This is a genomic window from bacterium, from assembly GCA_030652805.1.
Taxonomy (GTDB): Bacteria; JAHJDO01; JAHJDO01; order JAHJDO01; family JAHJDO01; genus JAHJDO01.
The window spans coordinates 1-17250 of the sequence record JAUSPT010000099.1 but is presented as its reverse complement, the minus strand read 5'-3'; the positions used below and the strand labels follow the sequence as shown (position 1 = coordinate 17250).

15 protein-coding genes are annotated in these 17250 nt (G+C 35.7%); all 15 read right to left on the bottom strand.

What is annotated here, in order from left to right:
* Positions 1 to 9 precede the first annotated feature (9 nt).
* Positions 10 to 300 carry a type II toxin-antitoxin system mRNA interferase toxin, RelE/StbE family gene (locus Q7J67_09580; protein MDO9465530.1) on the bottom strand — a complete coding sequence of 97 codons (291 nt, stop codon included), beginning with the start codon at positions 298 to 300 and terminating at the stop codon, positions 10 to 12.
* A 13-nt stretch (positions 301 to 313) separates the two neighbouring features.
* Complete coding sequence (locus Q7J67_09575) at positions 314 to 583, bottom strand: type II toxin-antitoxin system Phd/YefM family antitoxin (protein MDO9465529.1); 270 nt, start codon at positions 581 to 583, stop codon at positions 314 to 316.
* Between the two features lie 287 nt (positions 584 to 870).
* Positions 871 to 1320, bottom strand: coding sequence for a hypothetical protein (locus Q7J67_09570; GenBank protein ID MDO9465528.1), 450 nt, complete (start codon positions 1318 to 1320; stop codon positions 871 to 873).
* Positions 1253 to 1459: a hypothetical protein gene (locus tag Q7J67_09565; GenBank protein MDO9465527.1), complete on the bottom strand. Its 207-nt coding sequence runs from the start codon at positions 1457 to 1459 to the stop codon at positions 1253 to 1255. The genes Q7J67_09570 and Q7J67_09565 overlap by 68 nt, the downstream gene beginning before the upstream one ends.
* A 219-nt stretch (positions 1460 to 1678) precedes the next feature.
* The gene (locus tag Q7J67_09560) at positions 1679 to 2425 is read right to left on the bottom strand and encodes a hypothetical protein (GenBank protein MDO9465526.1); all 747 of its coding nucleotides are present in this window, start codon (positions 2423 to 2425) and stop codon (positions 1679 to 1681) included.
* 32 nt (positions 2426 to 2457) lie between these two features.
* The gene (locus tag Q7J67_09555) at positions 2458 to 2958 is read right to left on the bottom strand and encodes a hypothetical protein (GenBank protein ID MDO9465525.1); all 501 of its coding nucleotides are present in this window, start codon (positions 2956 to 2958) and stop codon (positions 2458 to 2460) included.
* A gap of 65 nt (positions 2959 to 3023) precedes the next feature.
* Positions 3024 to 6812 (bottom strand): TaqI-like C-terminal specificity domain-containing protein, encoded by a 3789-nt coding sequence (locus Q7J67_09550; protein ID MDO9465524.1) that lies wholly within the window; start codon positions 6810 to 6812, stop codon positions 3024 to 3026.
* The gene (locus Q7J67_09545; GenBank protein MDO9465523.1) at positions 6809 to 10174 is read right to left on the bottom strand and encodes a helicase-related protein; all 3366 of its coding nucleotides are present in this window, start codon (positions 10172 to 10174) and stop codon (positions 6809 to 6811) included. Before Q7J67_09545 ends, Q7J67_09550 begins: the two co-directional genes overlap by 4 nt.
* Before the next feature lie 109 nt (positions 10175 to 10283).
* A complete protein-coding gene (locus Q7J67_09540) occupies positions 10284 to 11354 on the bottom strand; it encodes an aminopeptidase P family protein (GenBank protein MDO9465522.1) in 1071 nt (356 codons plus the stop codon).
* Position 11355: 1 nt separating this feature from the next.
* The gene (locus tag Q7J67_09535; protein ID MDO9465521.1) at positions 11356 to 13143 is read right to left on the bottom strand and encodes an O-antigen ligase family protein; all 1788 of its coding nucleotides are present in this window, start codon (positions 13141 to 13143) and stop codon (positions 11356 to 11358) included.
* Entirely contained in the window at positions 13136 to 13573 is a 438-nt protein-coding gene (nusB, locus tag Q7J67_09530) for a transcription antitermination factor NusB (GenBank protein MDO9465520.1), read from the bottom strand. Before nusB ends, Q7J67_09535 begins: the two co-directional genes overlap by 8 nt.
* The gene (gene ribE, locus Q7J67_09525; GenBank protein MDO9465519.1) at positions 13574 to 14041 is read right to left on the bottom strand and encodes a 6,7-dimethyl-8-ribityllumazine synthase; all 468 of its coding nucleotides are present in this window, start codon (positions 14039 to 14041) and stop codon (positions 13574 to 13576) included.
* Positions 14042 to 14101: 60 nt separating this feature from the next.
* Entirely contained in the window at positions 14102 to 15313 is a 1212-nt protein-coding gene (locus tag Q7J67_09520) for a bifunctional 3,4-dihydroxy-2-butanone-4-phosphate synthase/GTP cyclohydrolase II (protein MDO9465518.1), read from the bottom strand.
* 2 nt (positions 15314 to 15315) lie between these two features.
* Complete coding sequence (locus Q7J67_09515; protein MDO9465517.1) at positions 15316 to 15945, bottom strand: riboflavin synthase; 630 nt, start codon at positions 15943 to 15945, stop codon at positions 15316 to 15318.
* 3 nt (positions 15946 to 15948) lie between these two features.
* On the bottom strand, positions 15949 to 17055 hold the full coding sequence (gene ribD, locus Q7J67_09510; protein ID MDO9465516.1) for a bifunctional diaminohydroxyphosphoribosylaminopyrimidine deaminase/5-amino-6-(5-phosphoribosylamino)uracil reductase RibD: 1107 nt from the start codon (positions 17053 to 17055) through the stop codon (positions 15949 to 15951).
* Positions 17056 to 17250 lie beyond the last annotated feature (195 nt).

Sequence of the window (17250 nt, the reverse complement as noted above, 5' to 3'; positions counted from 1 at the left end):
GTAACTCCTTTATTTTTTTATTCGACGAAACATTTCTTTATAAACTTCTTCGTCTCTACGCATGCCGACTTTTAAAACCAGAACTTGAATTAATTTCTTTTCTATACGATACACAACTCGGTAATGTGATATTTTTAATTTCCAATATCCTTTCAAGTTACCGCGAAGAGGAGCTCCATATTTTCCCGGCTCAATACTTAATTTTTTGTAGATTGTTTTGAGGATAACGGAATGGTCATGCCTATCTATTTTCTTAAAATCTTCTTTGAGAACAAGATAATGAATCTTTATCTTCCACATCGCAATCACTAAATTATTTCAGAAGGGTTTCAATATCAATATAATCCCCAGCCGTGCCGCTCTTGTAGCGTTTATCAGCAATGAAGCCAAGAACAAGATCTTCAGCAGTGTCTAATACATGCTGAATATGTTCATATTCTTCATTTGACATAATAACAGCAGCTGGTTTATGTCTTTTTTCGATAATCACAAGTCCTTTACGCGCTTTTTCAAGTATTTTCTCAATCCCTGACCTGAGCTCCGAAACCCCCACAAACGTAGTATTTTCCTTAACAGTTATCATAATATTTTCCCTCCCAATTAAAACATATCATATGACAACATAAATGTCAATACATTCGCCAAATAAATTGCCATTTTACTTGGCGTTTACAAAATCTCTATTATTTCTTTGGATGACTTCGTAATAATTCTACATCCATCTTCTGTTACCTGCACCATATCTTCTATCCTGATGCCGCCCCATTTAGCTTTATCACATTGCCGTTTTTAATATTATTTATTGATTTCATAACAACTCTTTTATTTTTTAGACTGTTCGCTTCAGACAATGACGTTTAGAGCGATTGATTATGGCAAATGTTCCAAATCCTCTAAATCTTTATGCCTTCCGCTTGCTTTTTTGTTCTTTTTGAGATCGTCAATTGATATAAAGCTGACAGATATTCCGTCAATATCAACTATTTCCCGTCGAGAATAACATTCCGCAAAATCTACTCCAGAAGCTCCAGTAATAACCTCTATTCGCACAGGTGGATATCCCATTCGAATTACCTTGTCTTTTTCCAAAAAGAAACTTTCCGAGATGTCACTGGCAGACATACCAAAATCACAAAATATTTTACGTACTTTACGAGCGCTGTCTGGAGTAACAGCTATCCAGACATCCATATCACCTGTTGCTCTAGGATAGCCATAATAACCAACGGCATACCCGCCAACTAGTAAATAGTCAACGCATCGAGAGTTCAGAAGTTTCAAAAAATCTTTGAAGTCTGGATGTAACTCTATCTTTTCCATATACCATCCTCCGATTCAACTCTATAGCAGCTAATCGTTTCCGCCCGCTTTGAGAAAGCCAAAAAGCCTTTTCATCTTCTATGTCATCAAGAGTCCCAACTGACAATGCTTTTTTATCAAGTCGTGGCATTCTATCCATTTACCCCGTCTCCTTTTGAAACCTTATTGTATCATAAATGATATAATCTGTGGCAAATAATTTCCCCTCTGTCATTGCGAAGAGCGAAATCCTTCGGGATGAAGCAATCTCGTTTTTATAATATTCGTCGTCTTCCCATTTTGTTCCGTATGGGCACGGCGTGCCGTGCCCTTTTGCTTTGTTGTGTCATTCTTTGATTTGATTGGGGAATTCAGATGGTTAAGGTTTCTTTTCAATTTTCTCTACCCAATCTTTAAAGTGTTTCATAATACAGTATGCGCTACCAAACTTAGCAGGACGTAAGAGTGGCTTACTACCAAAATTTGTTTGATGAATTGTATTAATGGGAGCACCAAAATATAAGCGTTTCCCAGCCGCGAGTTTCTTCTCATCCTTTTCATCTAGAACATACAAAGAACTACCTGCACCTATAAAAATACACTTCTTGTGTGGATCAATCTTCCCCTCATGCCTTGTCTTATGAGAAGCAACAACTATGTCTTTTGCAATCTTGTCTATAATGTCGTTTTTATAACCCAATGATGATTGCTTTAATGCCTCGCTAAATTCTGATTCCAAAAATTTCGTCAGTCGAACAAAATTGGCTTTATCGTAAGCAGCGTCATAGGTTGCCTTTACATCTGGATTGTTTATGATGTTAAGCTCTTTGAATATCTTCTTAGCACCGCGTATTTGCTCCCGCAACTCAACGTCTGGTCCAGGCGCAAAAGCATTTACAGATGAAACATAAAGAAGAATCGCAGGACCAATGAATTTTTTTTCAATCTCCGTAGCAGCAACAAAAGCTTCAGATGCATTAAGAATATTTGAATCCATATTTCTCTCACTCAAGTGTTCCTCAAGATTTGAGAAATCCCTAGGATTTTTTGCAACCGCTGAAGTCGTAAAGAATGTATAGACCTCGCCTAAACAAGAAAGCTGATGATTGTATGTTTCATCTGACATAAAAGCAGATTACCCCATTTTTTTAGGCATTATTATCCCTTATGAATTTTAAGCACGAATTCTGTTCCTTTAGGAGTTAAATCGTAACGAATTCCTCCCATTAAAGGTGTCTCATATACGGAAATTAGCTTAAGTTTTGATAACTCATTAATAGCTCCTTCAATTTCTAGTTTTCTATATGATAAAATTTCTATCATATCTTCCGCTCCAAATTCTTTTTTATCTTTTCCCTTGCATTCGAGTAATATTGCTTCAGCAACTTCCGATAGTTCTTGAGACATCTTGTTATTATTGATTGAATTTATCTTTTTTTCTAAGTTTTTGATGTTTTGTTTAAATTCATTGTTTTCGCTCTCTAATCGATTGGCTTTATCTCGTAAGAGGGTGTTGCTTTCCTTGAGTGCTTCATTGTTGTTTTTTAATTGTTCAATATTTTGGTTTTGTAATTCGTAGGCTCTTCGCAACAGTTCAAAATTTACTGCATCTAAAACTTTCCCTTTTAGCATCAGTAATGTTTTAATAATATCTGCCATGATTTCTCCTTATTATTTATTCTAACAATTGATATATGAACTTTATTTTTATCTCTTTCTATTTTTCATACTGCCTCAACTAAAGCAACTTCCTCTTCCGTCAATCCATACAACTTATAAACCATTTGATCAATCTGACGTTCGTATTCTTTGACTTCTTCTTTTTTTTCGGGATTTTCTAAATAATTGATAGCTTTGGTAATTAACAAAATTTTATCAACGATTTCAATAAATGATTTTTGATCATCAAGAGATATTTTTTTAATTGGAATTTCAGAAAGTGGCTGCTGATAAAGTTCTAGTGTTTCCCCTTTCCTTTTGCCCCGATTATAAAGCCAAAGATAATAGAGTTTTGAATTAAGAAGAGCTAAAATGTATTTTAATGAAACTGATTTATCTTTTTCGGTAATAAAATAAACATCAGCACTTGCATACCAAGGGACTTCATTATAACCAAAGGTGTTTCGTGGACTTCTTTGAGGAACAACTATTTTAGGCTTATTGAAATCAATTTGCCTGATTGTAAACGACCACCAATAACCAGCCGCGATTACCGCACGTAGTCCATTGTCGTTAGACTTTCTGTGCCGTAAAATTTTCTCGTATTTTGAAACGTGTCTAAATATATTGGGAATTTTTTTGAGGTCTATGTCTTTGTTCTCAGGATAAGATATATTGATTAAAAATAAATCGGGGTTTTGTTTGGTATGCCACCTGAAAATATCAGAGTTTTTGTAAAAAGAACTAATTTTAGATCGTTCAAGACTATTCAGGTTCAACATCTTCATCTCTTCCCTGGTTATAATAAAAATACCTTCATTCTTATCCATCTTTAACGAATACTTTTGAATGTAACTATTGCTTACCTTATCAGCCCCTGTATATAGCCCCACGTTTACATTGCACAACATCGACAATAATACGCCTTGCTGCTTAATTTTGTTAATAGTAGACTGAGTCGGATCATTACTCTCCATAGAATTACCAGCCAATCTAATGTAGTATTCTTCTCCATCATATAAATCGCCTTGAGCTACTTGGAAATAATCTGTTTGTGTATCTGTTCCTTCGACAATTGCCTGTAGTATCTCCGAGCTAGAATCCCCCTTCCTTTTTGTAATACGAGTTTTAGCTATAGCGTTTTTATTGTTTTCTTTTTGAAAAATCGTGATCATATTGTGCTGACCAAGGGCGGATTCAAAAATCTTTAACTCGCCAAAATTAATGAGTTGTTTAATCGTCGCACGATTACTAAGGTCTATCCGCAGATTCCGTGCACCGGTAGCGGTCGGATAATAATTTGTGGTTATAAAAGCAACACTAGAATCCTGTTTCCCAAGATTTAGGGCAAGGTGAAAAAAGAAATAAAATAGATCCATCTGGCCTTGATAATATTTCTTAAGATTTCCGCTATGAACTGGGTCGAAAATTTCTTTATGACCTTTTTCACCAATATACGGCGGATTGGCAATTACAATATCAAAACCACCATTTTCAAAAACATCTGCAAAATGAAGTTTCCAGAGAAAGAATGGTTTTGTGTTTGATTTTTTGAATTGCTCTATTTTTTTAAGTTCAGATGTTTTGTCCTGCTCTTTAAGCGTGGCTTCAATCAGATCCCACCCAATTTTCTCAATCTGTTTTTTAATTTTCTCCTTTGTTTCTTTCTCATTAGTTTCAAAAAATTCTTTGTGAAGTCGCTTCAACATCTCTCTTTTTTGTTTTGCCTCATTTTGGACGTCAAAGAGCCCCGTGGCTTCTTCAGTTTTATTGTCCTGTTTGTTTAAACCTTTCAATTGTTTATCAAGTTTTTTTAACTCTTCATTTAATTCTGCCTGCTTAATTTTTGTAAGTTTATTTTTTGCGTGAAGATCTAAATATTCTTTTTGCAATTCTGACTGTTTCTGTTTTATTGATCCAATGAGTTTTTGTTTATCAAAATCAATACTAGTAATAAATTTTTCATCAAAAAGTTTTACGCCCTCATACTCTTCAAGCAGGCTATTGCCCTGCATAATTTTAAAATCAAGATTCGGCAATGGTTCAATGCCCCAATTCCCATCAGGATGATTTCTGTCAATTTTTTCATCTACCAAAAGCGAAATAAAAAAACGCAGTTTGGCGATCTCTACCGCAATCTGTTGAATATCCACTCCATAAATACATTTTTGGATCAAGTACAGTTTTCGTCCGTAATCCGCGTTTTTACCTTTGAAAAATTCTTCAATACGGTTTTTGGTATCTTGTTTGATGCGCGGATCGGGTATTGTATCCGCCGCCGAAAGCTGGGCATGTTTCCAAAGCTCATTACCCGGATCAACTTTATTTAAGATAAATACCAATTTATTAAGCGCGCCCATTGGAAACGCGCCGGAACCAACCGCAGGATCAACAATTCTGACACTTTCAATCAGTTCTACGATCTTTTTTGACTCCGATTTGTCAAAAGGATTTTCTTCGCTTCCTGTTGAAAAAAGCTGCTCTATTTTTTTATCTAAATCGGAAATAGCCGAAAGATGCGTTTTAAAATACGCCTTAAGCGACTCTGATACCATATAATCAACGATTTCTCTCGGGGTGTAATAACTGCCGGTAGCTTTACGAGCAGTGGTGGATGTTTCCGGATTAAAACTTGCCAAAAGATTTTCAAAGACTCTACCCAAAAGCTCGGGGTCAAGAGCTATGTCCTGATCATCCGGGGAGTTCTCATCAATAGTAAAATTAAACGATGAAAGAATGTTTAAAAGCCCTCTAACTTTGTAGGTTTTGTTTTTTGTGCCGTAAGCGGTATTGAGATCTGCTTTTTGCTCCCCGCCAAAAAAAAGGAAATTCGGAATTATTGGTTGATATTCTTTTCTCTCAGTAAAACCGTCAACATAATAATTATTTATTCCATCATCTAAACATTCAAAAAGACCACCATTTAAAAAGGGAATTTTTCCAAAGTAAGTTTTAATTTCGTCCGGTGAACTAAAAAGACCGTGATAACGATACACATACTGATTTCCAAAATCTTTATTTTTCCCTTGGAATCTTTTTTCATTGCGAAAATCTCTTTCATTTTTTTTGGTACTTAATGTGGCAAAGAATAGGTTCTGCAAAACTGCTTTATAGTAAGTTGAAACGTCTGATGATATATCTTTAAGAATTGTTTTGATCTTATTCTCTTTAAATAAATCATTTGGGACCAAATTTTCTTTTTCTCGCATAAACCAGATAAAAATAATTCTGGTAATAAGGCGAATGACTGCTATGTTTCTGCCGTTCTCCACCTCAGCGTCTTTCGGAAAAGTACTATGCTTAACCGCCCAAAAATACCAGTTGGCAATATCTTCATAAAACTCTTTGGTAACCTTCTCAACACTAAACGCTTCCTTGATTTTTTCCAATGACGAGAAGTCGCTTTCGCCAATCTGCTTGAGAAATGTTTTGTTTGTAAATTCCTTGCTGACAAAATAAGTAAATCTGCGGAAATTGCTCCAATCTCTTTTATTTCCATGAGGGATATCGTAAATCAAAGAAAAACGGAAATTGCCGTTTGCATCATAGAAAATAAAAATGCCTGCGCTATATTCCCGATGGATTTTTAGAATCTTCTTGGCTTTCTCATACTGCGCCTTTTTGCCGCTTCTTTCAGAGAGCGGATTGGATACCTGAAAAGTGCATACAAACAATTTTGCATCCGTAAACGCAATCTCGCCAAGCTTCAAGCCGTTTTTAAAATCTTCATCATCATAATGAAGCAGTTCTTCTTTTCTTGGCGCAAAAGCGGATCTGTTCTTTTCACGAAAAAATCTGGCGAATTTTTCAGAGTCAAAATCATTAATTATGCTGTCTAAAATATCCCTGCTCATAGCTTTTGATTTTCAATGGCAATAATTATTTCTTTTGTTAGATCTTTTTGCCTTTCTTTTTCTTTTTGCAGATAATCCTCTCCAAGCTCATGTTTTAAAGCAACGATATTTAGAAGAATTTCCTTTTGCTTAGTTTCGCTTGAACTTCCTAAATTAGAAATGCGGCGTAGAGTGTAATCGGCAAGCGTGCCGTAATCTATTATGTCCTCACGCAATGTTCTTAAAAAATCCAGATGAGGCAGAAATGATTCCCATGGCTTTGAAATAAAACTTCCTAAGTTAATCAATGCTTTTTGTTCTATGCTTTGATCACTTGCGGGAATATGCCTGTATTCCTTGAATTTTTTGATTTTTACATAGGATTCCCAGAAAGAACCGCTAAGAGAGAGTTTTGGCTCGTTTTTCTCGCATAGAATTTTGTCAAACGCTTCTTCAAAAGAAACTTGATATACCTGATTGCTTTTATCTTCATTCTGCTTTATGGCGCGAATATATAAGCGGCCTTTTTTGAAGAAAACCAGAAGCTCGTTCTCCTTGAATTTTTTAGCGGTTTTTATTCTTGTCGGATAATCTTTTAATTCCTCAATTAACTTGGGGTTTTCTTTTTTAATCTCCATGAATTTTTTCTGGGCTTTTGTGTAAAAGCTTTCCTCTTCCAATTTATCCGGATTTTGCTGGATCTTTTGGAACAGCCTTGATGGCGAGGGTTCTTCGTCAATATCAAATATCTTGGAGTCTTCCCCTAAAGTGGAATGGATCAAAAACATTTTGTTGGCTGCGATCTCACGTGATTTGACCAGTTCTGCGCCTTTCTCAGTTGGAAAGAAATTGACAATGTAAAGATTATTGAACACCTTTTTGCTGATGCGGTTAATGCGTCCGACACGCTGAATCACCCGCACAGGATTCCATGGAATATCATAATTAATTACCATGCCGGCTCGGTTCAAATTGAACCCTTCCGATATTCTGTCAGAAGAGAGCAGGATATCGTATTTGTCTTCCTGTCCATCAAATGAAGCGTCAAAATTTTTGTTTATCTGAGAAATTTTATTAGAGGATAAATCTCCTGTTACAAAAAGCATTCTTTCGCCAAAATGCTTTTTTAGTGTTGGCTCAAGATACTTAACTGTATCAACATATTCGGAAAAAATAATTATTTTTCTTCTAGGTTCGTCCTCCTTCGGTTTCCGTTTTAAGATATTTTTAACATGCTTTAACATGCAGTCTGTTTTAGGATCATCCTTTACCAAATCCAATGCTGACAGCTCTTTCAGAATATTGTCAAAAAGAATCAGGTCCGCTTTAATATGCGCAATGAAATTATCTTTATATTTAAACTTATCCACCTTGTATACTTTATGATTCTTTGGATAATCTCCGCTCCTTATTTTTTCAGAATAGTCTTTTAAATATTCTTCAATCTGTTCTAGATTCAAGGTATATATTTTTTCTAAAAGAGAGCGATCAAGAATATATTTATTGGTTTTATTAATGAAGTCCAATACGATCTCTGTGATTCTTTTAAAGTTCTCTATACTTCTCTTAAAAGAACCGAAAGAGCTTTCAAATCGTTTTACAACCAAGCGGCGCATAAAATCGTACAAATTACGCTGTTGGATAAATTGGAAATTCTCTTGTTCATTTAATTTTTCACTGGTAATTCTTTTTTGCTCCACTTCATATTCAAAAGGCCGATAAATGGCACCATTGAACTGTCCTCCATCATCAGGGTCTCCAAAATAATCGCTGATAACTTTGTCGTAAAATTCTGACTGACTTTTTGATAATTCAAAGAACCACTCCTCAGGGTCTTTTGTTTTGGACAAATCTTTGACCTCATTTTTGTAAAGAGGATTATTTTGCAGATCAAGGCGATTTCGCCGAATAGTAACAGGCTCTATTACATCCCGAATTTGTCCGGCCAGATAATGTGAGCGTTGTTTTACCTTTCTTAAATCAATAGGCTTTTCTTCAAAGAGTGCTTCATAGTAAGCCTCTGCCTTTCTTCTTTTATATTCATTTGCGGAATTCCAATATTTTTTTATAAAGCCGAGACGGTCAAAAACTCCTTTGAACGCCTTAAATCTATCTACAAGATTGTTTTCCAGCGTAATTGACGACTTTTTGGGTGTAATAAACAGATTCAATAAAGATAAAATATCACCGGGTTTATTGTTGAACGGAGTAGCAGTAAGCAGGATTACGATTTTATTGCGGCAGATGTTTTTTAGATATTCATAATCCTTTGTATCCTGATTTCTAAAACGGTGGGCTTCATCAATAATTACAACTTCAATATCTTTTGTCTTTTTGATAAATGCTGCAGTATTTTCCATATCTCCTGACGAACGCACTTCCCAATCACGCAGTCCAAACTCCTCAGCATACTTTTTCCATCCTGAATTTTTGTTCTTATCTCCAATAATGCCCGGAGGACAGATAATAATACCGCGCTTTTTTAATTCTTTTGCAACAGCAGAAGCAATTACGGATTTTCCCAAGCCAACAACATCCGCAATAATTACTCCGTTATCTTTCTCAATAATAGCAAGCGCCTGCCCAATTGCGTCCAGCTGGTATTCGTATGGAATATAACCGTTGTCTTCCATAGTTTTTATAAGAGACTCGCTTATTTCTTTTTTCTCAAATGAATCAAGATAGGTTTTTAAGACCAAAACAAAGGCTTCAAATGGAGTGATATCTTTAATAATGGATTCTTTTTCAATAACTTCTATTAATTTTCTTTTAGTGACATCATCATCTGTTATTTTTACTGCATCATTCCACAAAACGTCAAAATAATCATCAGCCTCTTTAAATCCGTAATCGCTTATTTCAACATTGAATTCCTGTTGTGCGGAAACGCCGGCTTTTGTTAAATTACTGCTTCCGGTGATGAATAGATTTCTTTTGCCAACCTGACCCTCTTCTAATTTAAACAGGTAAATTTTAGCGTGATTTGGATTATATGTTTTCCTGATTATTAATCTATCTTCTTTGATAAGCGAAATAAAATATCTGACCTGCCGATAAAATTCTTCTGTATCAAAATCTTCTGAATTTAAAGATTTCTTTACTGACTGAATGAATCTATAGCTTTTTTCTTCGTCGGATATCTCGCTGTCATTATCTTCAAATTCAACCAATCCTAAATTGGTTTTGTCAACATTCAAGCCAACTAAAACTTTGATATTAACATCCGGATTTTCTTTTAGTCCTTTATACAGTTCTTTGATTCCTGAAAAATAGAAAAAACCGACCAGAAACTTCAGTTCATCGCTTTTTTGAATCAATTCAATAAGCCGACTCTTCAGCTTTTTGGTTTTAGTGTTTGTAATAAATGTCGAATCGTTAGTCATTTTTTACCAATCTTTCATATTTTTCCCATTATACCCCACCATCCCCAAACCATAAAGAAAAAAGGGCGCAGCACGCTGTGCCCCTACAAGATTGCAATGACAAAAGCGTTTACAAAATCTCTATAATTTCTTTTGATGACTTTGTTATAATTTTACATCCATTGTCTGTTACCTCCACCATATCTTCTATCCTGATGCCGCCCCATCCCGGAATGTATATGCCAGGCTCAATTGTAAAAATCATGCCTGACTGTAATACTTCATCGCTTTTACTTGATATAGCAGGAAGCTCGTGTACATCCAATCCAACACCATGACCAGTGCTATGTCCAAAGTATTCGCTATATCCTTTATCAGCTATATAATCACGCGCTACTTTATCTATACAGGATACTTTTACTCCAGGGCTTACGCTCTTAATAGCAATTTTCTGTGCTTCCAAAACAATATTGTAGATTTCTTTTTGCTTCGCTGTTGCTTTCCCGAGAAATATAGTTCTTGTGATATCTGAGTTATAACCTGAAAACACACACCCAAAGTCCAAAAGAACAATGCCGTTTTTTAATAAATCCTGCGACGGCGCCCCATGAGGAAGTGATGTTCTCTCTCCTGAAAGTACTATTGTATCAAACCCCACACAAGAGGACCATTTTCTTTTTGCCACATGTTCTATCTCTGCTGCAACATTGATCTCACTTCTACCATGTTTAATAAAATCACAGATATGTTTAAACACTTCATCACTGATTCTTACTGCCTTTTCTATTAAAGCGATCTCTCCTCCATATTTAATAGCCCTCAACCCTTCCACTACATTCAATGTTGGCACAAGACGATTCTGTGGTAATGATTTTTTTATCTCTTTATGCTTTTTAAAGGTTATGGAATCTGACTCAAAAGCAATTTCTTCATTTTTATATTTCTTCAATACATCTCGTAACAACAAGTGCAAAGCCCCTTCTCTTTTAATGACTTTTGTATTCTTTGCCTCCTCCTGCGCCTGTTCTATATACCGGAAATCAACAATAAGACAAACCAATGTTGGAGTAATGAGTACCACACCTTCAGAGCCGGTAAAGCCTGTTAAATAAAGACAATTCCGTATGTTTGTAACAATAAAAAATTTGAGTCCTGACTTACCCAACTCCTTTCTTAGCTTTTTAATACGCTCTTTGTACATCTTACTCACGCATCTTTCCCATCTGCTCTGCCTTTAGCAGCAAATTACCCGCTTCCTCATTCCTGCCCATAAGCCTATATATATATGCAAGATTTTTTAGATAGAAAGGCTTTGTAGGATATAATTCTACGGTTGTTTCGAATTCTTTAATACCTTCTTCTATCATTACACTATTCCCTTTGCCTCTCACAATAAGAAGTTTTCCCAAAGCAAAGTGATAATGCGGCATATATTTATTGTGCGCTATTGCTTTTCTATAAAGAGCTATTGCTTCCTCAAACCTGGCTTTTTGTCTTAATATCTCTCCCAGCAAGGAGTAGTATTGACCATTGGTCTTATCAAACCGGATTGCTGTCTCAAGTTCTTCTTCAGCAGGTCCAAGATTATTACTGCGTAAATAATCAATCGCTTTGTCCTTATGTATCTCTGCAATTGACGGTCTGACTAAAATAACAGACATTACCCATACAACTAAAACCAAAAACATAGAAGACACTACTTTTGCAAAGAATGAATTAATTTTTATTATCTTTGTGCCTCTGTGCTTTTGTGCCTCTATCATTCCTATAAACAGCCATACATTCATTGATATTCCTGGTACATAGAAATCAAAATCAACAAGACTATGGATCAAAAAAGCAATACATCCCATATATATGCCCACACTTAGTATCTTTACATACGCAATGCGAAATGTCTTTTGCCAATCCCTGAAAAACATAATCCATACCAATAAAAAACTCAACACACCTAGGGTTCCTATCTCAGTCCAGAGTTGCAGAAAACTATTGTGTGCAAGCTGCACCTCTCTTGCCTGTGGGACCTTGTACTTTGGATAAATGTTTCCAAATGTAGCTATGCCACTGCCAAATGGAAAATCTCTAACCATACCCGGACACGCCTTCCAGTAATTTAACCTTACCTTAAAAGAACCTAACGTGTCATGGATCATATAAGTTCTATCAACAATTTTCAGGAATATCGCAGAGAATATGATCAGCCCAACTATTGCTGATATTGAAACTATGTAAAATCCCTTCTTATGCCTGAATTTCTTATACATCAAAATCAGAATTGACACTAAGCCCAATATTAAAAAAATCCCCCATCCTCCCTTGGAATATGTAAGATAAAGACATAAAGCAACACTCGCTGCTGCCACACTAAGTAACAACCTATAAAAAGATTTAGAAATAAAAAATAAGGAAATACAAAGAGGCAGTATTAACAAAAGATATCCTGCTAACGCGTTCGGGTAGACAAAGGTTGAAAAGATTTCATTTATACCCAGTCTGGAAAGAAGTTCTATAGGGAATTGTGTGTCTTGCTGAAGAACCCAGTTTCTTGTCTCATTTAACCCCCAGAAATACTGATAAATACCATAAAGAGAAACAACGGTTGCTGCTAGTACCAGACATGCCGTGATTATAAAAACTTGTTTCTTTTCCCTAATAATATTTATGGCTAAAAAACACAATAAGATATTTGGAACAATAATATAGGCTTGTTTTAAACTGGCATTAAGATTAACTGAGTATATACAGGATAAAATGACAAAAAACGCAAAACTTAATATTGGAATATATAGGGATGTTTTTACCAGGCTAAATCTACCCAGCCAGATACACTTAGTAATCCAAACTGCTAAAATTAGCAAAATAGTAAGCTGACATACAGTATTTGACCATGGATAGCTTATTCCTGAGACTAATGGTCTAAATAGAACCAGAAATGCCAGAAATCCTGTGCTGAGCCAGAGAGCTATTTCCTCAATTTTGTTTCTATTCATTTATAGATTTCAATATTCCCCTTTTATCTTTTCTTATCCTGTCAAGAATTCCATTAACAAATCCTCCGCTCTTCTCTGTACTATACTTCTTGGCCAACTCCACTGCTTCATTAATGGATACGACATCAGGAATATCATTTCTAAAGAGTATCTCATGTATAGCCATTTTCATTATGCTTTTATCTATAACTGCTACTCTGTTTATCTCCCAGTGCTCCAGATATTTCTCAAGAAGTTTATCGATTATCTCTCTATTTGCAAGTACTCCTCTAAATAAATCTTCTGCAAAATCTCTTGTATCTGATCCATACTGTTCAGTATCAAGTTTGATAATATTTTCTATAGCTCGCTTTATGTTTTTATCACTAGAAAACTCTGTTCTATACAACAGTGTCAGAACAAGTTCTCTTCCTTTTCTCCGACTTCCCATTTACTTTCCTATCTCATCAAACAGATTTACCATTTCAATTGCTGAGAGAGCGGCGTCCCTGCCCTTGTTTCCAGATTTTGTTCCTGCTCTTTCAATTGCCTGCTCCAATGTATCGCAGGTAATTACACCATATATCACAGGCACTCCTGTAGAGAGAGAGACTTGGCCTATTCCCTTTGTTACCTGTGAGCTTATATAGTCAAAATGAGGTGTGCCACCGCGAATCAATGCGCCAATACAAATAACACTGTCATACTTCTTCGTTTTTACCATCTTATCTGCTGCATACGGAATCTCAAATGATCCAGGCACCCAGGTAACAGCTATCTCTTCATCCTTAGCGCCGTGACGCTTGAGTGTGTCTATGCACGCATCCAGCATCTTTGATGTAATGAACTCATTGAACCTTGATACAACAACACCAAACTTCTTTCCTTCAACAACTAGTTTCCCTTCATACACTTTCATTTTTACCCCCTGTTTGTTTTTTGATTTTTTTGTTTGTTATTTGAAATTTATTATTTTACTCTATATATGCCTCAGTATATGCCCTAATTTCTCTTTCTTTGTCTTGAGATATTTTTTGTTCTCACTAGTCGGTTCAACTTCGATAGGAATTCTCTCTGTAACCTTCAGTCCATAGCCTTGCAATCCAATAATCTTCTTCGGATTATTTGTTAAGAGACGTATAGTTTTTAGTCCTAGATCTACTAGTATCTGGGCTCCAATTCCATAATCCCTTAAATCTGGACGAAAACCAAGCTTTACATTCGCTTCAACTGTATCCAAGCCTTCATCCTGAAGACTGTATGCACGTAATTTATTTGCAAGGCCAATTCCTCTGCCTTCCTGAGACATATAAAGAAGCACTCCTTCGCCTTGTTTTTGAATTTCTGTTAATGATTGAGACAATTGGTCGCCGCAATCACATCTTAATGAACCCAATATATCTCCTGTTAAGCATTGCGAGTGTACTCTTACAAGCACATCCTTCTTATTTTTAATATCTCCTTTCACAAGTGCAACATGAACAGAGTGATCTATTATGTCTTCATAGGCAATGAGTCTAAATTGTCCATATTTTGTCGGTAGTTTCGTCTCTACAATCCTTTTGATTAATTTCCCGAATTTTCCTCTATATTTAATCAGGTCTGCTATTGTACATATTTTCAAATTGTACTGTTTTGCAAACTTAATAAGTTCAGGAACCCTTGACATGGTTCCGTCTTCATTCATTATTTCACAAATCACACCCGCAGGATATAATCCAGCCAGTTCTGCCAGGTCCAAAGATGCCTCTGTATGCCCGGCTCTTTCCAACACACCTCCAGCTTTAGCTTTTAGTGGAAAAATATGTCCGGGCTTTGTTAAGTCATTCGGCTTTGCCTTGAAGTCTATAAGTCTTTTTACAGTTAATGCCCTGTCATGAGCTGATATACCTGTTGTTATACCTTTTTTTGCATCAACTGATACGGTAAAAGCCGTATCCAGCCGGTCGGAACTATCAGGCACCATAGCGTCAACTTTTAACTCTTTCAGGCGTTTTTCTGTCATAGGAACACAGATTAGGCCCCTGCCATGCTTTGCCATAAAATTAATTCCATCTGAAGTTATCTTCTCTGCTGCTATAACCAGATCTCCTTCGTTTTCCCTGTTTTCATCATCCACTACAATAACAAATTTCCCTTCTTTAATATCCTTTATTATTTGCTGGATTGTGTTGAACTTATATTTCTTCATATTTAGATTATCCCCTTTTCTTCCAAAAAGCCTAAACTCAGCTTTGATTCTTTATGTTTTAAAATTTTGGCAACATGTTTCCCCAATATATCTACCTCTAAATTGACAATATCTCCTATTTTTTTATTACGCAATGTTGTAATGCTGGTAGTATGCGGAATAAGCGCGACTTTGAAACTCTTTTTATAAACTTCGGCAACTGTCAAGCTTACCCCGTCAACAGCTATAGAACCTTTCTCAACAATATAGGTCATAATCTCATCCTTTGTTTCTACTTCAAGAATTCCCCCAGAGCCAAGAACTGTGGATATAATAGTTCCTGTATTATCAATATGTCCCAGAACAAAATGCCCGCTTAATTGATCTCCAACACGCAGAGGTCTCTCAATATTAACTCCGTCTCCCATACGCAATAAACCAAGATTCGTCCTTTGTAAAGTTTCATTAATTACATCCACTGAGAAATCTTTCCCATCTATTTTTGTAATAGTTAAACAAACTCCATTAACGGCAATACTATCTCCTATATTTGAGCTTTCCATGCTTTTCGATGCAATGGTAAATTCCCACGTCTGAGCACTTTTTTTTATTCTAAGAATACTACCTATTCCCTGAATTATTCCTGTAAACATATATTACCAGTTCGGATATCCTTCTATCATTATATCATCTTTAAATCTTCTAACTTTAATATCCTTCAGGGAAACTGCATCTTTTATTCTACTTACTCCCCTGCTCACAAAAGGAACTAATGCCGTCTTTCCACCTATTATTTTGGGACAAATAAAAGCACAAATTCTGTCTACTGCTCTTTCTTCCATAAATGAGGATATAACTCTTGAGCCGCCTTCAACAAGGATGCTTGCAATACCTTTTTTACCTAATTTACTAAGCAGGTCATAAATATCAACCAGATTGCTTTTATCGCTTTTGCAACATATTACTTCAATCCCCATTTGTTTCAGTTTTTCAACATTGGATTTAGGAGCTCTTTTTGTAACTACAACGATAGTAACCGCCTCTCTAGTATCCAAAATTCTTGATTCCATAGGAATCCTTGCGCTACTGTCCAATATTATTCTCATTGGCATTCTATCTGTAATACCACCGTGTCTTGGTGTAAGACGAGGATTATCTTTAATAACAGTACCTACTCCAACAAGAACTGCATCAGATATGCTTCTTAATCTGTGCACAAACCTTCTGGATTTATCATTGCTTATCCATTTTGAATCACCTGTTCTTGTGGCAATTTTACCATCAACACTCATTGCATATTTAACTGTAACAAATGGCAGTTTAGTTGTTATATATTTGATATAAACCTTGTTGAGTTCCTTTGCTTCTTTTTCCATAACTCCGCATACAACCTGAATATTGGCGCTTTCTAATGCTCGCATACCACTGCCTTTTACTAACGGATTCGAATCTATCATCCCTATTACTACTCTGTTCAATCCATTTTCAATAATAGCCGGCACACATGGAGGTGTTTTTTTATTGGTATGAACACATGGTTCCAAATTCACATACAATGTTCCATGGCTTACCTTTTTACCAGCATCTCTAATAGCACAAACCTCTGCATGATTCGCTCCAGCACGCGAATGATATCCTCTTCCAATAATTTGTCCATTTTTAACAATAAGTGCTCCTACCATTGGATTAGGAGATGTATACCCCTCTCCTTTCCTTGCCAGTGCTAAAACTAGTTTCATAAATTTTATATCTTCGTTAATCATTTAATTCCTACAGCTAAACTAAAAAAATCCCAAATTTCTTCGGGATTAAACTAGCGTTATAGTTTAGTTATAAAAAGTTGATCTTTTCAACTTTTTTTGCATTTTTACTTTATACGTAGAAACGCCACGACAATTCAAGCTCTCTGCCACCTCCTTTCCAGCTTGATTGATATTGATATATAGTATCATTTTTTT